We start from the raw sequence: 20,786 nt of genomic DNA, 5'->3' as shown, positions 1-20,786 counted from the left end.
CTACGACGCGCAGGCGCAGGATCTGGCGGCAGATATGGACGGATTCGCGCGAACCTACGCGCGGTATATCGGCCTGAAGGATCCGGATCTGCTCGACGATCTCATCAGCGGCCTGGAGCGATGTCTGGCGAAGATGGAGCGCCGCATCGAAGGGCCGGATGCGCGCTCCGCGGCCCTGGTCGCTGTGGCCTACAATCTTGGCGTTCCGCTGCTCGCGACAGCGACTCTGCAGGATGCGCAGGTTGGCCAGCTCTACCGACCCGAGAAGCCGAACTGGGCGAGCGTGCTCCAGGAGAACCGCAGCCTGTTCGAACGCGCCGCTGCCCACAATCAGATGCTGCTCGGGCCGCCCGTGTTCTCCGGTGAGCCGCGCCTGCCGCTCTGGCGCTACAGCCAGGGCAAGCTCGCGGCCAACGCAGCGGACCGGTCGGTCATCGAGACGGTCTGGCGCGCGAACGAGTATCTCCGCGAGTTCCTGCTCGCTGATTATCCGATCGGGTGGTTTACGGTTCGTTCCGCGTTCGGTGCCGCGCATCTCGTCGGCGAGGCCGAGACGGGCGCGGTGCGCGGCGTGACCGATCGTCCGCCGGACCGCTCCGCGCTCTGGCGGCTGGACCACGTCAGCCACTGCAGCGTGCGGGTCGTGAACGCGTCGAGCCTGTGCCTGACGGACTGCGAGACCGGCAACACCGACGTCGACCCGGAGAGCCGGGTGCGCCTGCTGCCGTCCGACGCCGGCGCCGGGGAATACGACTATCAGGTGTTCGTGGTGGGGCAAGGCGGCAGTGTGACACACCATGTGCGACGCTGGCACGATGGCGCCTGGCGTCGCGTCGGGCCTGCGGCGGTCGGGGTCGTCGGCTCCGCCCCCGCTGTCTTCCTCAACCGCGCGCCGGCAAGCCTGTTCAACGTCGAGCTGTTCGCCTGGGTCGACGATCAGGTGCGGCACTACTGGCGCGGGGCGCGCGATCAGGCGTGGCGGCTTGGTGACCGCCTCGGTTTCCAGGTCCGCTCCGCGCCCGCGGCGTTCCAGAACCGGGCCGCGCCGAGTGAGTTCAACTACGAGGTGTTCGTGGTCGAGGAGGGAACCCTCGCCCATTACTGGCGAAGCTGGAACGACGGCACGTGGCGCCGGGCTGCGCGGATCGGCAGGAACGTCACCCTTGGCGCGGCAGCCTTCCAGAACTCCCTAGGGCATTGGGATTTCAGGTTCAACTACGAGGTGTTCGTGGTGGAGGATGGCGCCGTTCAGCACTACTCGCGGATCTGGAAGGGCGGAACGTGGCGCAAGGGCGGTCGCTTCGGCACCGATGTTCGATCGGCGCCAGCGGCGTTCCAGAACCGCTGCAACGGTAACTATGAGGTGTTCGTCGTCGAGAACGGCCGGGTACAGCACTACTGGTGCAGCCCGCATGAGGGCACATGGCGCAAGGGCGCGACCTTCGGGACGAACGTCCGCTTCCCGCCAGCCGTGTTCCAGAACCACGCACCTGCCGCCCTGCACAACTACGAAGTCTTCGTCATCGAAGGGACCCAGCTCCAGCACTACTGGCGCGACTGGCAGGATGGGCAATGGCGCGCCGGCGCGCGCTTCGGCGACACCGCGTACCTGGGCTTGGCAGCGGTGCAAACGCTCGGATTTGGCGATTATCAGGTCTGGTACTGGTTGGATGTCACGGCGGAGCATCGCACGACGGCCAGCATCGCCTTCGAGAGCAAGGCCAGCACGGGGCGCGGGCGTGTGATGCTGCGTGCGGGTGATGTCTGGACCCACCGGCGGACAAGGATCGGAGAGATGTGGAGTGACGCCGAGGCGCTGGTGCTCGCCTCATCCGATCTCGCGCCCGCGGTCGAGCGCGGTTCGCTTGAACCGCTGACGGCACCCGGCCGTTTTGTCCGGCATCAGGACTTCCGGGCCAAGGTAACCCCCGTCGCGTCGGAGCTCGATCGGAAGGACGCCACCTTCCGCCTGATGCCCGGCCTCGCCTCGGGAACGGCGATCAGCTTCGAGGCGGTCAACGTTCCCGGCTACTTCTTGCGCCACCGCAATTTCGAGGTGGTTCTGGCGGCGCGCGGCAGCGACGCGACGCTCCGCGCCGATGCGACGTTCCGCCGGAGGCGCGGACTCGCCGATCTGTCGCTGGTCTCGTTCGAGTCCGAGAACTATCCTGGCCACTTCCTGCGCCACCGCAGCGGCCTTCTCTATCTCGAGCGTGGCGAGGACGCCGCGTTTGCGCGCGATGCGACCTTCCGCCTCCAGCCGCCGCGCTGGGCCGCACCGTGATGGGCACGGCCGCCGGCCCAGGGCCCGAGCCGTCTGACGCGGCGCGGCGCCCATCGAGCCCGGTCCCTTCCGTCCACGCGCCCGTCACTGGCAGGCGGATGCGCGGGTTCAGGCTACCCGGCGCGGCTGCGGTGCGTGGCAGCCGTGCTCCGCGACATGCACCTGGCTCCCGCCACCTCTGCCGCGGCGGAGTTCGTCGTCGAACGTTCCCAGCGCGTGGTGCTCGCCATGCCGCGGGAAGTGATCGCACGCGACAGCCCGGGGATCGCCACCCAGGGAATCGAACGGCGCTTGGTGTCTCGTGGCATTGAGATCGTGGCCGATCGCGCCGCCGGCGATGAGCTGGCACCGCGCCCAAAGCTCTCCGCCACTCGCGAGGGCCACCGCGCCGGCGCGAGAGCATGAACGGAAGAGGCGTCGATCGCGTCGGTGGGCTCGTCAGCTCGCCTTCACAGGTGATGGCCGCGCGCGCCATTCCCAGGCACCGACCCCGAGCGCGATCGCCACCGCGAGCACGTTGGCGATCGCCGCGGGATGCATCACCGCCACGATCGCGATCGCCAGCAGGGCCATCTGCGTCCAGGGCAGCTCGCGCGTGATGTAGCGCTCGCCGATCGCGCCCATGCAGAACACACCCACCGCACCCCCGATCAACGCGAGGACGACGCGATGGAGCGGCGCCTCGTGCCACATCACCAGCGCGGGCCAGTAGACATAGATGAACGGCACGAGATAGGCGGCCATGCCGAGCCGCATCGCCGTGAAGCCCGTCTTCATCACAGGCGCGCCCGCGATGCCGGCGCCGACATAGGCGGCGAGCGCCACCGGCGGCGTGATCGCCGACACCCCACCCCAGTAGTAGCAGAACAGGTGGGCGACGAGCGGCGGCACGCCCAGCTGCGCGAGGCTCGGCGCGACCAGGGTCGCGGTGATGATGTAGACCGAGGTGGTCGGCAGACCGAAGCTGAGGAACAGCGAGCACCCTGCCGCGAGCAGGATCGCCGGCAGCAGCTCGCCCTGCGCGAGCCCGATGATCGACTGGGTGAACAGCAGCCCGATCCCGGAAAGCCCGACACTGCCGACGATGAAGCCGACACCCGCGCAGGCGATCGCGGTCGAGACGGTGTTGCGCGCACCGGCCTCGAGCGCGGCCAAGATCTTGCCGAGGTTCATGCGCGTCTCGCGCCTGAACGCGCTGACCGCGATCACGGTCAGGATCGAGAAGAAGGCCGCGAACAGGGCGGTGAAGCCCATGATCAGCATCCCGATCAGCACGAAGATCGGGATCACGAGATGGCCCTGGCGGAGCAGCACGCGCTTCACCTTCGGCAGGCGGTTCCGCGGCAGCCCCTCCATCCCCACCTTCACCGCGCGCAGATGCACCTGCAGATAGACGGCGGCGTAATAGAGGATCGCGGGCAGCATGGCCCCTGCCGCAACCTGCGCGTAGGGCATCTGGAGATACTCGGCCATGATGAAGGCCGAGGCGCCCATCACCGGAGGCAGGAACTGCCCGCCGCACGAGGCCACCGCCTCGACCGCCGCCGCGTAGTAGCCTCGGAAACCCAGCCGCATCATCAGCGGAATGGTGAACACGCCCGTCGAGGCCACGTTCGCCGCCGACGAACCCTGGATCGTGCCCATCAGCGCGCTGGCGATCACACCGACCTTGGCCGGCCCGCCCGGCGAATGTCCGGCGGCGGCGAAGGCGATGTTGGTGAAGAAGCTGGTCGTGCCGGATTGTTGCAGGAACGCGCCGAAAAGGATGAAGAGGTAGACATAGGTCGCCGAGACGCCGAGCGCGATGCCGTAGACGCCCTCGGTGGACATGTACATGTGGCGGATCACGCGGCGAAAGCCGAAGCCGCCATGGGCGAGGATGTCGGGCAGCCAGGGTCCGACGAACAGGTAGCCGATGAAGATCGCCGCCAGCACCAGCAGGAACATTCCCATGGTGCGGCGCGCCGCTTCCGCCACGATGATGCAGAACAGCGTGCCGACGATGATGTCGGTCTGGGTCGGCATGCCGCCGCGCAGCACGAAGTCCTCGTAGATCACCGCGAGATAGACCGAGGTCGCGGCGCCGACCACCGCGAGCACGACATCCAGTGCGCTCGGCTGGCGGTCCTTGCCGCACGAGGTCGCGGGATAGAGCAGGAAGCAGAGGAACAGCATCACCGCGAGGTGGATCGGCCTCTGCTCCAGCGCGGGCAGCGGCCGATAGCCCGCGGTGTAGAAGTGGAACAGCGACGAGGCGATGCCGACCACGCGGATGATCGGTACCCAGGTCCCAGCGGGATTTCGGGTCTCGCCGCGGATCTCCGCCTTGGCGCTGATCGCGTTGACGTCGATCTCGCCTTCGCCGGCGAGATCGGGTCGACTCCACTCCGCGCTCCTGCGCTGTGGCCGGGCCGTGCCCCGGGGTGCTTGGTCGTTCGCCACGTGTCAGCCTCGATCACCCCACGCCGGAACGTATGTCCGGCGCGGGGTGCCCGTCCTCAGGCCCTGCCGATCTCCTTGAAGAACCGCTCGGCACCGGGATGCAGCGGGAACGGCAATCCGCTCAAGGCGTCCTCGAGTGTCATGAACTTCGCGAGCGGGTGCACCTGCTCGAGGCGCGCCTTGTTGTCGAACATCGCCTTGGTGAGCTGATGCACGAGATCCGCCGGCACCTGGTCATGCGTGGCGAGCAGCGCCGGCGAGGCGAAGGTGCGGAACGGTTTGCCGCCCGGCACGTGCTCCGCCGGCACCGTGTAGGGGTAGTCGAGCCCCTCGCTGTCCATGAAGGCGATGATGTCCTCGTCGATGTCGATCAGGCGCGCGAAGCCCGTGTCGATCATCTGCTGCACGCTCGCCGATCCGGGCGCGTCGGGCCAGATCACCGCATCGATCTGGCGGTTGCGCACCTGGTCGATCGCGGCCTGGTGCACGGTGTACTCGGCGCGAATGTCACGATAGGTCCAGCCCAGATGGCCCATGATCATGCGCCACACCGCCTCGCCCTGGCTGCCCTGCATGCCGACCGAGACGCGCTTGCCCCTGAGGTCGCGCACGGACCGGATCTCGGGCGCCCAGGACATCGCCAGGAACCATTGCGGGTTCGGGTAGAGGGTCGCGATCGCGCGAAGTCCGGCATAGCGGCCCTTCGGGCGCTGCGCGAACTGGCCTTCGTTCTTGAACGCAAGTTCAGCGACATTCCCTGCGAGGTACGAAATCTCGACCTCTCGCTCAGCCAGCAGATCGACGTTCTGCACCGAACCGCCGGTCGCCTGGATCGAAGCCCGGACACCGGGCACGGTATCGTTCCAGATCGCCGCCAGCCCGCTGCCGAGGCGATAGAAGTTGCCGCCCGAGCCGGCCGTCGCGACGCGCACGAACCGCGTCTGCGCGCGCGCTTGGCGCGTGCCGATCAGCATGGTCGGCGCGAGCGCCACCAGTCCGGCGAAGTCCCGTCTACGCATGGTTTCCTCCCGTTCTTGGTTGATGATGAACGCCAACATACGGCGTTGGAAAGGTGATGCAACGTCCGCTGTGTGTCGTCCGTCCGGACGTTATGCGCGCCGCTGTCGCCGGCTGGCTCGCACGGGGACAGGGCGTCACGGCTCCCGCCCTCCCGTCTCTCGCGCCTCGGCGAAGGCCGCGGCGAGCGCGCTGCGCAGCACCGCGACCTCGTGGCCGATGCAGAGGCAGCGGAAGCCGCGCGCACGCGCATGGCGGGCGGCGTCCGCATCGCTGGCGACCCAGCCGAGCGGCGTGCCGGTTGCGCGCGCCGACTCGATCAGCTGCGCCTCCGCCGCGCGGTAGCGCGGGTGATCGAAGTCGCCGGCGACGCCGAGGCTGTCGGAGAGGTCGTAGTGGCCGAGCCAGGCGAGATCGATCCCCGGCACGGAGAGGATCTCGTGCGCGTTCTCCACACCGGTCGCGCTCTCGATCAGGGCGATCGTCAGCACGGCCTCGTTCGCCGCGCGCATCGCCGTGCGCGGATCGGCGCCGCGCCAGTCGTCGTGGCCGACGCCGAAGCCGAGACCGCGCTTCCCCTCGGGCCGATAGCGGCACCAGGACACCAGCGCCTCGGCCTGCGCACGGGTCTCGGTCATCGGCAGCATGATCCCCTGCGCCCCCGCATCGAGCACGGGCGAGACGAGGTGGTAGCCATGCCCGGGCACACGCACCATCGGCACGATTCCGGCCGCTTTGGCGAAGGCGATCTGCCGCTTGATCGTCTCGATGCCGATGCCCGAGTGCTCCATGTCGAGCAGCACGAACTCAGCGCCCGCGGCGGCGAGCACGAAGGGCAGGCCGGGGGTGAAGAACTCGAATGCCATCACCCCCCAGGCCGTGCCACCGGCGAGCAGTGTCTCGCGCACGGGATTGGGGCGGATCGGCGCGCTCATCTCACACGGTCTCCGCGAGTTCGCCCGGCAGCGCGACGCCGTGGGCCGCCGCCGCCTCGGCGAGCTGCCGTACCGTTGCGGGATCGAGCGGGATGCCGTCGCGCAGGCGCTCGGCGCGCGTGCGCCGCTCGATCTCGCCGGGCAGCAGCGGCCGCTGGCCCGGCGTGGCGGGACGCGCACTCCGCACCCAGTCGGTCAGCCGCGCGACATCGGCGGCGAAGGCGTGGCCGTCACCGAGCCGTGCCGGATCGACCGCAAGCGTGAGCATGTTGTTGACCAGGCGCCACGCGGTCGGGCTTGCGGCATGGCTCGATTCGCCGCCGGTCAGGCTGCCGGCGAGGATCTCGCAGAACACCGACAGGCCCGAGCCCCTGTGGCCGCCGAAGGGCAGGAGCGCGCCGGGCGGGTCGCGATAGAACGCCTCCGGATCGGTGATCGGCCGGCCTGCGCCGTCGAGCACGAGGCCGGGCGGCAGCGCCTCGCCCTTGTTGCGCGCGACCTGGATCTTGCCCTCCGCCGTCGCCGAGGTGGCGATGTCGAGCACGATCGGCCCGTCAGGTCCGGGCGCGCCGGCGGCGATCGGGTTGGCGGAGAGGCGGCGTTCCGTCGCGCCGTGCGGCGCGACCAGGATGCCGTAGCCCGAGGTGTTAACGAAGTGCACTGAGACGAGCCCCGCCTCGGCAAGCGTCTCGGCCCAGGCGCCGATCCGCCCCAGATGGCCGCTGTTGCGGATGCCGATCAATGCGAGGCCGTGCGCGCGCACGCGTTCGATCGCGCGCGCCATCGCCTCCGCGCCGATCACCTGGCCATAGCCGAAGCCGCCATCGAGCACGAGCAGCGGTCCGGCATCGATCGCGATCGTGGCATGGCGGTTCGGCAGCAACTCGCCCGCGGCGACCCAGGCGAGATACTTGGGCGCGCGGATCGCGCTGTGGCTGTCGTGACCGACCAGATTCGCCTCGACCAGATGCGCGGCGACCGCCTCCGCCTCCGCCGCCTCCGACCCGCCGGCGCGGAACAGCCCGACGAGCAGGTCGTGCAGCGCGGCGGCGGCGATGCGCATCATCCCCCCCCACCTTGCGCGAGCCGCGCGGCGAACTCGATCGCCTCGACCATGCTGGACGGATTGGCGATCCCCCTGCCGGCGATGTCGAACGCGGTGCCGTGATCGACCGAGGTGCGGATGATCGGCAGGCCGAGCGTGACGTTCACGCCGCCGAGCTCCGCCATCGCGCCCGAGGCCGGATCGATCCGGAACCCGAGCAGCTTTACCGGGATGTGGCCCTGGTCGTGATACATCGCCACGACGGCATCGAACTGTCCCGCGGCCGCCTTGACGAACACAGTGTCGCCCGGAACGGGGCCGTGCACCTTGAAGCCGCGCGCGCGCCAGTCGCGCAGCACCGGCACGGTGACCGTGTCGTCCTCGGTGCCGAACAGCCCGCCCTCGCCCGCGTGCGGATTGAGGGCCGCGACCGCGACGCGCGGCGCAGCGATGCCGAGCCGCCCGAGCGCCTCGAAGGTCAGGCGCAGGGTCCGGTCGAGCCGCTCGGGCGTCAGCAGCGCCGGCACGCGCGCGAGTGCCACATGGGTGGTGACATGCGTGACCCGCAGCGCACCGTGCGCCAGCATCATGCAGCTGTCCTTCACGCCCGTGAGGTCGGCGAGCATGTCGGTGTGGCCGGCGTAGCGATGCCCGCCGAGATTGAGCGCCTCCTTGTTCAGCGGCGCGGTGGCGATCGCGGCGACGTCGCCGGCGAGCGCGTGGCGCACCGCGGTCGCGACCGCCTCGTAGGCGAGATGCCCCGCCTCGCCCGAGACCGCACCGAACGCGATCGGCATGCGCGCGGGCGCCGTCTCGATCACCGCGATCTCGGGCCAGACCGCCGGCGCGAGCCCTGGGCGCAACCGCGCGCCGAGGCCGAGTGCGGCGTCGGTGCGCGCCAATTCGGCCACCGAACCGACGATCGCGAGACGGATTGCGCCCACGCTGATGCGCGGCGCGAGCGCGCGCGCGGCCTTCAGCGCGATCTCCGGCCCGATCCCGGCCGGGTCGCCCATGGTGACGGCGATCAGCGGCGCGGTCATGGCCGCACTCCGGCCGCGGCTGCCAGCAGGCGCGCGATCAGCCCACCATCCGCGAAGGCGCCGGACTTGCTGATCAGCGGCACACCCGCCCAGGCGCCGTCGGTGAGCGTGGAGAGCGGCATCCCGGCCGCGACCTCGCCATGCACGGCGATGCTGCGGCAGCCGAGCGCGCCGAGCAGGCGGAGCAGCGTATCGCCTCCTGCGACGATCAGGAGCCCAGGGCGGGGGATCCCGGCGAGTGCGGCGAACAGCGCGCGCATCCGGCAACTGTCGACCGACGCGTCGAGCACGGCCGACGGGCCGGCTGCGAGGCGCTGCGCAACGCTGCCCGCGATGTCGCTCGCCGTTTGCCGGCCATCATCGCCGACCACGCGCGCCGGTTGCGCCGCCGCGAGGGCGGCGATCTGCCGACGCGTAACCGGATGGGCGCTGCCCGTCACCATCAGGACGCGCGTGGCCTGCGGCACAGCAGAGGTTGGCTCCGCCGCGGTGAAGGCGCGCGCGAGGCCCGAGGAGCCCGCCCAGAGCACGGCTGGATCGTGGCGATATGAGGCGACGAGGTGGGCGAGATCGCCGTCATCGGCGGTGTCGCAGACGGTGATGCCGCGCCCTCCTCCGGCCGCGGCGAGCAGCGCCGTCAGATCGATGCCGTCCTGCGCGCCACCGCCGGCGACGATACGGAGCCGGCCGGCGCGCACCAAACGGCCCTGGGCGGGGAAGGCGGGCGCGACCAGCGTGGTCGCGAAGCCGCCGGCGCGGTGCGCGGCCACGATCTCGGCGGCGGTGTTGCCGCGCAGCAGGCTGTCGATCTTCTTGAAGGCCGGCCGACCAGCCGCCAGTCCCGGTGCGAGGCGGTGCACGCGGCCAACCGCCTCCGGCTCGGGCAGCGCGCGCGACGAGGTGGAGAGCGCCGCGTCGCCGTCCGGCCAGTCGAGCTCGCCAGCCGCGTCGTCCTCCGTGCGCCAGCGCACGGCGATCGCTGCGCGCGCTGCGGCGAACGGCGCGGCCGCGTCGAGCGCGCCGGTGAGATCGTCGGCGAGCAGGCGAAGCCCGCTCATGCTGCCACCGCCACGGTCTGCAGCACGACCCCGCGCGCGCTGAGGCTGGTCCTCGCCGCGTGGTCGATCCCGTCATCGGTGATGACCAGGTCGCCCGCCGACAGCGCCAGCACCTTGCAGAACGCGACCGCGCCGAACTTGCTTGCATCCGCCAGCACGGCGAGACGGCGCGCGCCCGCGGCCATCGCCTGCTTGATCCCCGCCACCTCGATCGAGGTCTCGCTGATCGTGCCTTCGGCGATCGCATGCGCGCCGAGGAAGGCGAGGTCGGCCGCGAGACCGCGCGCGAAGCTCGCCCCCGGCTCGCCGATGAGCGTGTGGGAACCCGGCCGCAGCGTGCCGCCCGGCACGATCACGCGGATGCGCGGCGCCTCGGCGAGCACCGCGGCGATGCGCAGGTCATTGGTCACGGCCGTGATCGCCAGCCCGCGCGCGACCACCCCGCGCGCGGCCTCCAGCACGGTCGAGGAGCTGTCGAAGACCACGCTCTGGCCGGCTTCGACCAGCGCGGCGGCCGCTTCGCCGATTGCCCGTTTCGCGACCGAATGGGCGTGCTGCGCGATCGAGGGCGCGGGCTCGAAGGTGGTGCGCGCGGTCCCGAGGGCGACCGCACCGCCATGGGTGCGCCGGAGCTGGCCGCTGGCGGCGAGATCGTCGAGGTCGCGTCGCACGGTCGAGGCCGAGACGCCGACCGCGCGGGCGAGCTCGGCGATCGCCACCACGCCGCGGCTGCTCAGATGGTCGAGAATGCGCGCCTGCCGCGCCGCCGGAATGAGCGGCGGATCGTCGGGGACAGAGGGGTGCGCGCGCGGCACCGGGGCGCTCAGTCCGGCAGGTCGCGCACGTGCCCGCGCGAGAGCCGCGCGACGATCTCGGGCAGCACCGGCATGAACCGCTCGCCGTGGCCCTGCGCGAGCGCCATCTGCCAGACCTGGCTGCACGCCTGGGCGACGAAGGCGGGAGCGGGGGCGGCCTCGGCCATGCGGCAATAGGTGCGCATGTCCTTTGCCGCGATGCGGATCGGCCCCTTCAGCCGGCTGTCATCGCCCTCCAGCGCCCAGGGCATCATCATCTGGAACATCGCGCTGTTCGCCCCGCCGGCGGACACGACCTCGTAGAGCTTGCGCAGATCGACGCCGAGCTTGCTCGCGGTCGCGACCGCCTCGGCGATCACGGCCGAGGTGCCGATCGAGATGAAGTTGTTGACGAGCTTCAGCGTGTGCCCGGCGCCAAGCTCGCCCGCCTCGATGATCGTGTCGGCGTAGCATGCGACGATCGGGCGGACACGCGCGACATGTGCCGGGTCGCCGCCGAGGAAGGTCGAGAGCTTGCCGAGTTCGGCCTCGCGCGGGGTGCGCCCGACCGGGGCGTCGACCATGCCGATGCCGCGCTCGGCGAGGATACGGCCGAGCCGGCGCGTCGAGGTCGGATCGGCCGAGGTGCTGTCGACCAGGATGGCGCCGGGCCGGAAACCCTCAAGCACGCCGTTCTCGCCGAGCACGGTCGCCTCGACCTCCACCGAGGAGGGCAGGCAAAGAAACACCACGTCGCTGGCCCGCGCGAGTTCGGCCGGCGAGCGCGCCTCCGTCGCCCCCCGCGCCAGGAGGTCATCCACCGGCGCGCGGTTGCGGTGACCGAGGATGGTGAGGGGGTGGCCCTTGAGCAGGATGTGCTTGGCCGCGCCGTGGCCCATCAGGCCGACGCCGATATAGCCCACCCGCGTCTGCTCGCTCACGTGTCCTCCCGGGCTTGGCGCCCCGGTGCGGTGCCGGCGGCTTGCGAGCAAAAGAGTGCAACTTCGTTCAACAATGCGCAATAGGATGCGGGGGAGGAGCCCGACCAGGATTCTCGCGAACCCCCCGGCCCGCGCCGAACGCCGCCAGGCGTGGCGGCGATGGATGCGCTGTGCCGTATGTGTTGGTCGCCCGATGGGGTGGCGTCGCCGGGGCCTCAGGCGGGCCTTGCCAGGCAGGATCGAACGGGCCGCCGCGGCGCGCCCATCGACGGCGTTCCGGCCCCGAAGGCCTGGGCCGGGGGCGATCCGGCGCGGCCTTGACCGCGCTTCAGCGCACGCCGAGGCGCCGGTTCAGCGCGAGCTCGGTTTCGGTGAGCTGGAAGCCGACGACCACCGTGTAGGACGCGGGCGGCCGCTCGGCACTGACCGGCAATGTCAGCGTGACCTCCTCGCCGGTCATGCGCACACGGCTGCGATTGGCCGGGAAGGAGGCGGCGACCGTGTAGACCGCCTTGTCGAGGATGCGGTCCTGCGCGTCCGTCACGGCAACGAAATACGGGATCGCGATGCTGCGATCGCCGGCCGCGGGGCCGCGCGTCGCATCCATCGAGAGGTTGAGCGTCACGCGCACCGAGCGGCGCCGGTCGGCAAAGGCGCACTCGCCGGAGAGGCCCGTGATCCGCGCATTGAGCACCAGATCGCTCAGATCCTGGCTGTCGGGCGTGCGATAGCGGCGGAGATCGGCCGCCTCCGCGAGCACGGCCGTGGTCGGACAGTCCGGCCGCAGGGTCTGCTGGACAGGCGCCTCGCCGCGGCCCCCGCCGCGCAGCCCACCCTCGCCGCAGGCGGTCAGCGCCAGAGCGAGCGCCAGTGCCGCGGCGCCCCGCATTTCACGCCTCACCGGTGGCAAGCCCATGATGCGTCCCGTCACAGAACGGCTGCGCCCCCGTGCGCTTGCAGCCGCAGAACCACATTGTCTCATCCTTCTCGGCCTTCCACGTCACCGGCTTGATCCCGGTGCCCTTGTGCGAGCCGTCGCAGAACGGCTGCTTGGCCGACAGCCCGCAGGCGCACCACCAGTACTTTTCGCCGGCCTTCACCTCGATCGCATAAGGCGCGGCCTGCGCCACCTTCGGCAAGCCCTCGCGCACAGGTTCCGTCATTTGCGCTCTCCTCCGCGCCATGCACCCTTTGAACCGGCGCGCGCGCCGGGCACTATGCGGATGCGCCCGCAGGGCCGCAACCAGCGCGAGCACGATGACCGACCACAAGCCCGAACTGAAGATCCTGCTGGCCGGCCCGCGCGGCTTCTGCGCCGGGGTGGACCGCGCGATCCGCATCGTCGAGGAGGCGCTGAAGCGCTTCGGCCCGCCCGTCTATGTGCGTCACGAGATCGTGCACAACCGCTTCGTGGTCGAGAGCCTGGAGGCCAAGGGCGCGGTGTTCGTCGAGGAGCTCGACGAGGTGCCGCAGGGCGTGCCTGTGGTGTTCAGCGCCCATGGCGTGCCGAAATCCGTCCCCGCCGAGGCCGAGGCGCGCGGGCTGTTCCAGCTCGACGCCACCTGCCCGCTGGTGACCAAGGTGCACCGCGAGGCCGAGAAGCACTTCGCGAAGCGGCGCCACCTGATCCTGATCGGCCATGCCGGCCACCCGGAGGTGATCGGCACGATCGGCCAGCTGCCGCCGGGCAGCGTCACCCTGGTCGAGGACGTGGCGCAGGCGCGCGCCGTGACCCCCCCCACCTCCGACGGGCTCGCCTACATCACCCAGACCACGCTGTCGGTGGACGACACCGCCGAGATCATCGACGTGCTGCGCGAGCGCTTTCCCGAGATCGAGGGGCCGCGGCGCGAGGACATCTGCTACGCCACCACCAACCGCCAGGCCGCGGTGAAGGAGATCGCGCCGCGCGCCGACCTCACCGTGGTGATCGGCGCGCCGAACTCGTCGAACTCGCAGCGGCTCGTGGAGGTCGCCCGCCGGGCGGGCTGCAAGCGCGCGATCCTGGTGCAGCGCGCGCGCGACCTCGCCGCCGTGCCGCTCGACGGCGTCGAGACGGTGGCGCTCACCGCCGGCGCCTCCGCCCCCGAGAGCCTGGTCGAGGAGGTGATCGAGCTCCTGCGCGAGCACTTCTCGGTGCATGTCGAGGAGGTGCGCGTCGCCGAGGAGGCGGTGATCTTCCGCCTGCCGCCCGCGCTCGCGGTCTGATCGCGCCGCATGGCCGTCTACACCGAGGTCTCGGACGAGGCACTGGCCGCGTTCCTGGCGCACTACGACATCGGCGCGCTGGTCTCGTTCAAGGGCATCGCCGAGGGGGTGGAGAACTCCAACTTCCTGCTGGTGACCGATCGCGGGCCCTACATCCTCACGCTCTACGAGAAGCGGGTCGACCCGGCCGACCTGCCCTATTTCCTCGGGCTGATGCAGCACCTCGCCAAGCACGGCGTCACCTGCCCGCTGCCGGTCGCGTGCCGCGACGGCGCGCTCGCGCGCGAGCTCTGCGGCCGGCCGGCGGCGATCGTCACCTTCCTGCCCGGCGTGTGGCCGCGGCGCATCCGCAACGAGCACTGCGCCGGCGTCGGCGCGGCGCTGGCGCAACTGCACGAGGCGGGTGCGGGCTTCGCGCTGAGGCGCGCCAACGCGCTCGGGCCTGCAGGATGGCGGCCGCTGCTCGACCGGTGCCTGCCGCGCGCCGACACGGTGCGCGAGGGGCTGGCGGCGGAGCTCGAAGCGGCACTCGGCGCGATTCTCGCCCTCTGGCCGTCGGGCCTGCCCGCGGGCCACATCCATGCCGACCTCTTTCCCGACAACGTGTTCTTCCTGAACGAGCGGGTCTCGGGGCTGATCGATTTCTACTTCGCCTGCACCGATCTCTACGCCTACGACCTTGCGGTGTGCCTGAACGCCTGGTGCTTCGAGGCGGACGGGTCGTTCAACGTCACCAAGGGCCGGCTGATGATCGCGGCCTACGAGGCGAAGCGGCCCCTCTCGGCGGCCGAGGCCGAGGCGCTGCCGACGCTGTGTGCGGGGGCCGCGATCCGCTTCCTGCTGACGCGGCTGCACGACTGGCTGCATCACCCTCCGGGGGCCTTCGTGACGCCGAAGGACCCGCTCGAGTATCTGCGCAAGCTGCGCTTCCACCGCACGGTGCGCGGGGCCGCCGATTATGGCCGCTGAGCGTCCCGTGATCGAGGCGTGGACGGATGGAGGATGCCGGCCCAATCCCGGTCCGGGCGGCTGGGGCGTGGTGCTGCGCTGGAACGATCACGAGAAGGAACTCTCCGGTGCGGAGCCGGAAACGACCAACAACCGGATGGAGCTGACCGCCGCGATCGCGGCGCTGGAGGCGCCGAAGCGCCCCGCGCGGCTGATCATCCACACCGACAGCGAGTATGTCCGCAACGGTGTGACGCGCTGGGTGAAGGGCTGGGTCCGCAACAACTGGCGCAACGCGGCGAAGCAGCCGGTCGCCAACCAGGATCTCTGGCAGCGGCTGCTGGAGGCGGCGAAGCGCCACGAGGTGGACTGGCGCTGGGTGCGCGGTCATGCAGGCGATGCGATGAACGAGCGCGCCGACCGGCTCGCGACTGCCGCGCGCGAGGCGCTCGGCGGCTGATCAGCGGGGCCGATCAGCGGCCGCGGCCGGGCCAGACGCCCGGCCGCACCGAGGACGCGACGATCACGCCATAGCCCGCGAGGCCCAGCGCGACACAGGCGAACAGCCCGGCAAGCCCGTAGCGGTCGCCGACCAGCGCGCCGCCGCCGGCGGCGACGCCGATCCGCACCAATGCCGCGACGAACGGCACGCGCATCCGCCCTGCCCCCTGGCTCGCGAAATAGAGCGCCATGCCGAGCCCGAGCGCGCCGAAGGACGGCCCGACCACCACGAGATAGAGCCGGATCGCCTCGCGCACCGCGGGCTCCGTCGCGAACAGCCGCGCGAAGAAGCCCGGGAACACCGCCACCATCAGCCCGACCGCGCCGGCGATCGCGCCGGCCATCAGCCCGCCGCGCCAGGCGGTGATCCGCGCCCCCGCCCAGTCGCCCGCGCCGACCCGCATGCCCACCAGCGCCGTCAGCGCCGCGCCGATGCCGTAGGCGAGCGGGATCATCAGGAACTCGAAGCGCACGCCGACGCCGAAGGCGGCGATCGCCGCGGTGCCGTGCCGCCCGACCAGCGCGGTCACCAGCACCGTGGTGAGATTGGCGATGGTCGCCATCACAGAGGCCACCAGGCCGACGGAGAGGATGCGCCCGAACAGCGCGAGATCGAGCGGCGTGCGCACCGACGGCCGGAACCCCGCGCCGCCGCGCAGGATCGCGGCCCCCATCGCGAGGGTCGCGAGCGCGAACGAGACGACATATGCGATCCCCGCCCCGGCGATGCCGAGATCGGTGCCGAGCACCAGTGCGGCCGAGAGCGGCGCGTCGATCGCCCAGACGCCGAGCATGATCACGGCGGGCAGGCGCATGTTGCCGGTGCCGCGCAGCACCGCGCCCAGCGTGTTGGCGAGCCAGACCAGCGCCGAGCCCGCGAACAGCGTGCGCGCATAGAGCGTCGCGTTCGCCAGCGCCTCGTCGCGTCCGCCCATCAGCCGGAACAGCGCAGGGCCCCACACCTCGATCAGCACGGTGAAGAGCAGGCCGAAGCCGATGCCGATGATCGCCGCGTGCAGCACCAGCGCCGAGGCCTCGTCGCGCCGCCCGGCGCCGAGCGCGCGCGCGATCGCCGAGGAGACGCCGCCGCCCATCGCGCCGGTGCTCATCATCTGCATCAGCAGCAGGAGCGGCAGCACCAGCGCGTAGCCGGCGAGCGGCGCCGTTCCGAGCCGGCCGATGAACCACACCTCGGCGGTCTGGCAGGCCGCCTGGGCGAAGGCGACGCCGATCGTCGGCAGCGAGAGGGTGAGGATCCGGCCGAGCGGCGCGGGGGCGGGGGTCATGCGGGCGCGACTGTCGCCCGGCCCCGCGGCCGCGCCAAGGGTGGCGCGCCGATGGCTGCCCGTCTGAAACGATCCTGTGACCCTCCGCACATCACGCTGCAACAGCGCGGGCGCAGAGTCGGGACGGATGATGCGGAGCGGCCGGTGCCGCGCCGCCGCAACGACGAGGTCATCGCCATGTTCGCGCTGTTCGCCGCCCTGCCGCCGCTGCCATCGCCGCGCCGCGCTTCGCTGCTCGCCCGGCTCGCGCGCCGGCTCCGCCGCGGGTGAGGCGCTGCCGGCCCGGCTGCAACGACTGAAACCGGAAACCGCCTCCGCGCACATCCGGCTGACATGCGCCGCGGCGATGCTCGGAATCACAGGCGCCGGGCGACTCCGCCGCGCCGCATCCCCCGATCGAAGGACCACCGACCATGACGACCGTGACTGGAGCGGCCCGCGCCGCGTTCTTCCCCGCCCTTGGCATCGGCGCCCATGCCCGGCGGATCGCGCGCGCGATCACGGCGGCTGTCGCCGCTTGGCACACTGAGCGCGCGCTCGCCCATCTCGACGCGCATCTGCTGCGCGACATCGGCATGGAGGGCAGAAGCCCGTTCAAGCGGCCTCTGCCGACGGATCGTCCCGAGCTCGGGCGCTGAGGCGTGGTCTCGGCCGAGGCGCGGGTTTCACACGCTTGTCACAGCCCCGACACGGCGATGTCCCGGTCGTCCGCCATCCTTGCGGGTGGCGGTGGCCGTGGCGTCGCGCATACCCTTCCGTAACCGCCACGGCTCCAGACTGGGCCGGTCGGAGGCGCTCGTCCTTCGGGCCGCGCCGCCGAACCAGGAGGTGACGGTCATGTTCGCCCTGTTCGTCACGCTGCCGCTTACGCCCGCCCGGCGCCGGGCATCCTTGCCCGGGGTCTCGCTGCTGGCGCACCTGGCGCGGCGGCTGCGCCGGCACCGCTGACCGCCGTTCCCCCTTTCCCCCGCCGCCGATTTCCCCCATGTAAGGGGTGTTCCTGCGTGGCCATCCGGGAGGGATGACTGCGCTTGCATTCTGGGAGGACACGCGATGATCCGCAGGCGTACCCTGCTCGTCTCGACCACCGTTGCCGGCGCCGGCCTCGCCGCCCCGGCCGTCTGGGCGCAGCCCCGCAACCCGGCCTGGCCGCGCGCGCTGACGATGGGCACGGCGGCTCCCGGCGGCACCTATGCCGTCTATGGCCCGGCCTGGGGCCAGCTCGCCGCGCAGGCGACCGGTGTCAACATCAGCTACCGCACCACCCAGGGCCCGAACCAGAACATCGTGCTGGTCGATCAGAAGCAGGTCGAGCTCGGCATGGTGACCATGGGTGTGGCGCTGCAGGCCTGGGAAGGCCAGGGCGAATGGACCCGCGGCAACAAGTTCCGCAACATCCGCGCGCTGTTCCCGATGTACGATACGCCGTTCCATGCCGTGGCGCTGCGGCGGTCGGGCATCACCGACCACAGCCAGCTCAACGGCAAGAGCGTGGGCGTGGGCCCGCGCGGCGGCACGCCGGGCACGTACTATCCGCTCATCCTGCGTACCCTCGGCGTGACCCCGAGCCGGATCGGCTACGGGTCGGGTTCGGACATGATCGGCCAGGTGTCCGACGGGCTGCTCGACTGCTTCGCCTTCGCCGCCGGTGCGCCGATCCCGGCCTTCAGCGAGATCGAGACCACCAACGAGGTGACCATCTTCGGCTTCACCGAGGCGCAGATGGACGCGATCGTGAAGGCCTATCCGGAACTGTCGAAGGGCACGATCGCCGCCGGCACCTACCGTTCGCTGCGCGAGCCGATCAACATCGTAGGCGTCTACAACTTCGCGATCGGCCACAAGGACCTGCCCGAGGACCTCGTCTACGAGATCGTCAAGTCCGTGATGACGCAGAATGCCGCGCTGGTGCAGGCGATCTCGACGGCGAAGGAGACGGTGCCCGAAAACGTCACCAAGAACTCATTCCTGCCGTTCCATCCGGGTGCCGCGCGCTGGTTCCGCGAGAACGGCCACGCGATTCCCGACAACCTGATCATGGCGTGAGGGGGTGCGCCGCCATCGCGGCGCCCGCCACCGCTGATACCGGGCTGCCAAAGGTTTGACCGTTGGCAGCCCGGGATCGCGCGCAGGGCTGGTGTGGCGGCTGCGCGCCAAAGGAAACCTCGTACCCGGTGCATGAAGGCGAAACCTTCATGCGCCGGGTATGAGAGGGCCCGGGCCGACATGGTCCGGGCCTTTTCGTGTCCGCCCATCGGAGCCCCCGCGTGAGCCGCGAGGCCTGGGGCTGGCTCGCCGCCTTCAGCGCGGTCGCGATGTGGGCCGGCTGGGCGGTCGCGACCAGGTTCCTGCTGACCGGCGCGACGCTCGACCCGGCCGACATCGTCGCGGTGCGATTCATCACCGCCGCACTCCTGATGCTGCCCTATGCCGCGGTGCGGCCGCCGCGCATCCGCCGGCTGCGCTGGTCCACCCTCGCCGCGATCGTGCTCGGCTCCGGGGTCGCGTTCAGCCTCTGCAACACCGGCGGGCTGGCGTTCGCCCCGGCTGCCCATTCCGGCGCCATGACGAGCCCGCTCGGCGCCGTGTTCACCGGTGTGCTCGCACATGTCCTGATCGGCGAGCGGCTCGGCCGGCGCAGCGCGCTCGGGCTCGCCCTGGTGACGGCGGGGGCGGCGACGATCGTGGTGTCGAGCCTCGGCGGCGCCTGGGGCGGCCGGACCTGGATCGGCCACCTGCTGTTCGCCGCCGCCGGTCTGCTCTGGGCCGGCTACAACGTCTCCGTGCGCGGCGCGCGGCTCGCCGCCCTCGAGGCCGTGACGATCAGCGCGATCGGCTCGGCGCTGATCTACCTGCCGCCCTATCTGCTGCTGGTGGGGCCACGCTTCCTCGCAGCACCCTGGCGGGAGATCGCTCTCCAGGCCGCGTTGCATGGCGGCATCGGCGCGACCCTGTCGATCATCGTGTTCAGCCTCGGCCTCGCCCGGCTCGGTGCCGCGCGGGCCGCCGCGGCCGGCGCGCTCACGCCCACGATGACGGCCGTGATGGGCGCGGTTGCGCTCGGCGAGGTGCCGTCCCTGCCCGAGGCGCTGGGCATGGCGGTGCTGACTGCCGGGGTGTGGCTCGCGTCCGGCGCACGGCTGTCATCCGCGGATTCGCTTGCGCCGCGGGGGCCTCGCCCGTAACAGTCCGGCCTCGTTTGGCCGCGAGGAGGATGTGCCATGGGATATCGGGTCGCAGTGGTCGGCGCCACCGGGGCGGTGGGGCGCGAGCTGCTGAAGACGCTCGCCCAGCGGAACTTCCCCGCGACGGAGGTGATCGCGCTCGCCTCCGGCCGTTCCGCTGGCCAGGAGGTGAGCTACGGCGAGAAGACGGTGCTCAAGGTGCAGAATCTCGAGACCTTCGACTTCGCGGGCGTCGAGATCGGCCTGTTCAGCCCCGGCGCGTCGGTCTCCGCGGTGCACGCGCCGCGCGCCGCCGCCGCCGGTTGCGTAGTGATCGACAACACCAGCCATTTCCGCATGGAGCCGGACGTGCCCCTGGTGGTGCCCGAGGTGAACCCGCACGCGCTGAAGGGATTCCGCAAGCGCAACATCATCGCCAACCCGAACTGCTCGACGATCCAGATGGTGGTGGCGCTGAAGCCGCTGCACGAGCTCGCCACCATCAAGCGGGTGTCGGTCGCGACCTACCAGTCGGTCTCGGGCGCGGGGAAGGAGGCGATGGACGAGCTCTACGCCCAGACCAAGGGCAGCTTCGTCAACGACGCGGTGACGCCGGAGCAGTTCACCAAGCCGATCGCCTTCAACTGCATCCCGCACATCGACAAGTTCATGGATGACGGCTCGACCAAGGAAGAGTGGAAGATGGTGGTCGAGACCAAGAAGATCCTCGACCCCGACATCGCCGTGATCGCCACCTGCGTGCGCGTGCCGGTGTTCGTCGGCCACGCCGAGGCGGTGCATGTCGAGTTCGCCCGCCCCATCACGGTGGGCGAGGCGCGCGAGGCGCTGCGCAAGGCGCCGGGCGTGGCCGTGATCGACCGGCGCGAGGACGGCGGCTACATCACGCCCGTGGAGGCCGCGGGCGAGGACGAGGTGTTCGTCAGCCGGCTGCGCAAGGACCCGACCGTGCCGCACGGGCTCGCGTTCTGGTGCGTGTCCGACAATCTCCGCAAGGGGGCGGCGCTGAACGCGGTGCAGATCGCCGAGACGCTGATCGCGCAGGGGCATCTCGCGAAGCAGGCGGCTTGAGCAACACGCGGGGGCCAGGGGGCGTGCGGCG

At 71.2% G+C, this 20,786-nt stretch carries 22 protein-coding genes; 11 read left to right on the top strand and 11 right to left on the bottom strand.

Annotated features, from left to right (window positions below):
* Positions 1 to 34: 34 nt before the first annotated feature.
* Together F563_RS24000 and F563_RS0112590 are read left to right on the top strand one after the other, a co-directional pair.
* On the top strand, positions 35 to 2,284 hold the full coding sequence (locus tag F563_RS24000) for an AbfB domain-containing protein (protein WP_051089382.1): 2,250 nt from the start codon (positions 35 to 37) through the stop codon (positions 2,282 to 2,284).
* Between the two features lie 135 nt (positions 2,285 to 2,419).
* On the top strand, positions 2,420 to 2,689 hold the full coding sequence (locus F563_RS0112590) for a hypothetical protein (protein WP_019015035.1): 270 nt from the start codon (positions 2,420 to 2,422) through the stop codon (positions 2,687 to 2,689).
* 33 nt (positions 2,690 to 2,722) lie between these two features.
* Here the strand turns inward: F563_RS0112590 and F563_RS22470 are convergent, their stop codons facing one another.
* The 10 genes from F563_RS22470 to F563_RS0112540 form a co-directional block, all read right to left on the bottom strand.
* Positions 2,723 to 4,726, bottom strand: coding sequence for a TRAP transporter permease (locus F563_RS22470; RefSeq protein ID WP_019015034.1), 2,004 nt, complete (start codon positions 4,724 to 4,726; stop codon positions 2,723 to 2,725).
* 56 nt (positions 4,727 to 4,782) lie between these two features.
* The gene (locus tag F563_RS0112580) at positions 4,783 to 5,745 is read right to left on the bottom strand and encodes a TAXI family TRAP transporter solute-binding subunit (RefSeq protein ID WP_162140590.1); all 963 of its coding nucleotides are present in this window, start codon (positions 5,743 to 5,745) and stop codon (positions 4,783 to 4,785) included.
* Positions 5,746 to 5,880: 135 nt separating this feature from the next.
* Complete coding sequence (locus F563_RS22465; protein WP_019015032.1) at positions 5,881 to 6,678, bottom strand: HpcH/HpaI aldolase family protein; 798 nt, start codon at positions 6,676 to 6,678, stop codon at positions 5,881 to 5,883.
* A 1-nt stretch (position 6,679) separates the two neighbouring features.
* Complete coding sequence (locus F563_RS0112570; RefSeq protein ID WP_051089381.1) at positions 6,680 to 7,744, bottom strand: malate/lactate/ureidoglycolate dehydrogenase; 1,065 nt, start codon at positions 7,742 to 7,744, stop codon at positions 6,680 to 6,682.
* Positions 7,741 to 8,766: a 4-hydroxythreonine-4-phosphate dehydrogenase PdxA gene (gene pdxA / locus F563_RS0112565; RefSeq protein WP_019015030.1), complete on the bottom strand. Its 1,026-nt coding sequence runs from the start codon at positions 8,764 to 8,766 to the stop codon at positions 7,741 to 7,743. The genes F563_RS0112570 and pdxA overlap by 4 nt, the downstream gene beginning before the upstream one ends.
* A complete protein-coding gene (locus F563_RS0112560; RefSeq protein WP_019015029.1) occupies positions 8,763 to 9,824 on the bottom strand; it encodes a four-carbon acid sugar kinase family protein in 1,062 nt (353 codons plus the stop codon). The genes pdxA and F563_RS0112560 overlap by 4 nt, the downstream gene beginning before the upstream one ends.
* Positions 9,821 to 10,639 (bottom strand): DeoR/GlpR family DNA-binding transcription regulator, encoded by an 819-nt coding sequence (locus tag F563_RS22460; RefSeq protein ID WP_019015028.1) that lies wholly within the window; start codon positions 10,637 to 10,639, stop codon positions 9,821 to 9,823. Before F563_RS22460 ends, F563_RS0112560 begins: the two co-directional genes overlap by 4 nt.
* Positions 10,640 to 10,647: 8 nt before the next feature.
* Positions 10,648 to 11,559, bottom strand: coding sequence for an NAD(P)-dependent oxidoreductase (locus F563_RS0112550; protein ID WP_019015027.1), 912 nt, complete (start codon positions 11,557 to 11,559; stop codon positions 10,648 to 10,650).
* 328 nt (positions 11,560 to 11,887) lie between these two features.
* Positions 11,888 to 12,448 carry a hypothetical protein gene (locus tag F563_RS0112545; protein WP_019015026.1) on the bottom strand — a complete coding sequence of 187 codons (561 nt, stop codon included), beginning with the start codon at positions 12,446 to 12,448 and terminating at the stop codon, positions 11,888 to 11,890.
* A gap of 1 nt (position 12,449) precedes the next feature.
* Positions 12,450 to 12,722, bottom strand: a complete 273-nt coding sequence (locus F563_RS0112540) for a CDGSH iron-sulfur domain-containing protein (protein ID WP_019015025.1) — start codon at positions 12,720 to 12,722, stop codon at positions 12,450 to 12,452.
* Between the two features lie 94 nt (positions 12,723 to 12,816).
* Between F563_RS0112540 and ispH the strand changes: the two genes are divergently transcribed.
* The 3 genes from ispH to rnhA are packed head-to-tail and all read left to right on the top strand — an operon-like array spanning position 12,817 to position 15,175.
* Positions 12,817 to 13,767, top strand: a complete 951-nt coding sequence (ispH, locus tag F563_RS0112535; protein ID WP_019015024.1) for a 4-hydroxy-3-methylbut-2-enyl diphosphate reductase — start codon at positions 12,817 to 12,819, stop codon at positions 13,765 to 13,767.
* A 9-nt stretch (positions 13,768 to 13,776) separates the two neighbouring features.
* The gene (locus F563_RS0112530; protein WP_019015023.1) at positions 13,777 to 14,736 is read left to right on the top strand and encodes a homoserine kinase; all 960 of its coding nucleotides are present in this window, start codon (positions 13,777 to 13,779) and stop codon (positions 14,734 to 14,736) included.
* Positions 14,726 to 15,175 carry a ribonuclease HI gene (gene rnhA, locus F563_RS0112525; protein ID WP_026299546.1) on the top strand — a complete coding sequence of 150 codons (450 nt, stop codon included), beginning with the start codon at positions 14,726 to 14,728 and terminating at the stop codon, positions 15,173 to 15,175. The genes F563_RS0112530 and rnhA overlap by 11 nt, the downstream gene beginning before the upstream one ends.
* A gap of 13 nt (positions 15,176 to 15,188) precedes the next feature.
* Here rnhA and F563_RS0112520 read toward each other — a convergent pair whose 3' ends face one another.
* Positions 15,189 to 16,502, bottom strand: coding sequence for an MATE family efflux transporter (locus F563_RS0112520; RefSeq protein ID WP_019015021.1), 1,314 nt, complete (start codon positions 16,500 to 16,502; stop codon positions 15,189 to 15,191).
* A gap of 144 nt (positions 16,503 to 16,646) precedes the next feature.
* Here F563_RS0112520 and F563_RS25860 point away from each other — a divergent pair, with 144 nt between their 5' ends.
* The 6 genes from F563_RS25860 to F563_RS0112490 all read left to right on the top strand — a co-directional run bounded on the left by F563_RS25860 (position 16,647) and on the right by F563_RS0112490 (position 20,755).
* Positions 16,647 to 16,772, top strand: coding sequence for a hypothetical protein (locus F563_RS25860; protein WP_019015020.1), 126 nt, complete (start codon positions 16,647 to 16,649; stop codon positions 16,770 to 16,772).
* A 143-nt stretch (positions 16,773 to 16,915) separates the two neighbouring features.
* On the top strand, positions 16,916 to 17,140 hold the full coding sequence (locus F563_RS0112510) for a YjiS-like domain-containing protein (protein ID WP_019015019.1): 225 nt from the start codon (positions 16,916 to 16,918) through the stop codon (positions 17,138 to 17,140).
* A gap of 85 nt (positions 17,141 to 17,225) precedes the next feature.
* Positions 17,226 to 17,450, top strand: coding sequence for a hypothetical protein (locus F563_RS24855; RefSeq protein ID WP_026299545.1), 225 nt, complete (start codon positions 17,226 to 17,228; stop codon positions 17,448 to 17,450).
* A 105-nt stretch (positions 17,451 to 17,555) separates the two neighbouring features.
* A complete protein-coding gene (locus F563_RS0112500; RefSeq protein WP_019015017.1) occupies positions 17,556 to 18,548 on the top strand; it encodes a TAXI family TRAP transporter solute-binding subunit in 993 nt (330 codons plus the stop codon).
* 221 nt (positions 18,549 to 18,769) lie between these two features.
* A complete protein-coding gene (locus F563_RS0112495) occupies positions 18,770 to 19,687 on the top strand; it encodes a DMT family transporter (RefSeq protein WP_019015016.1) in 918 nt (305 codons plus the stop codon).
* A 36-nt stretch (positions 19,688 to 19,723) separates the two neighbouring features.
* The gene (locus F563_RS0112490; RefSeq protein ID WP_019015015.1) at positions 19,724 to 20,755 is read left to right on the top strand and encodes an aspartate-semialdehyde dehydrogenase; all 1,032 of its coding nucleotides are present in this window, start codon (positions 19,724 to 19,726) and stop codon (positions 20,753 to 20,755) included.
* Positions 20,756 to 20,786 lie beyond the last annotated feature (31 nt).

Source organism: Elioraea tepidiphila DSM 17972 (genome assembly GCF_000378465.1).
Classification (GTDB): domain Bacteria; phylum Pseudomonadota; class Alphaproteobacteria; order Acetobacterales; family Acetobacteraceae; genus Elioraea; species Elioraea tepidiphila.
The sequence above is the reverse complement of the archived record's forward strand: the minus strand, read 5'-3'. Positions and strand labels throughout refer to the sequence as shown.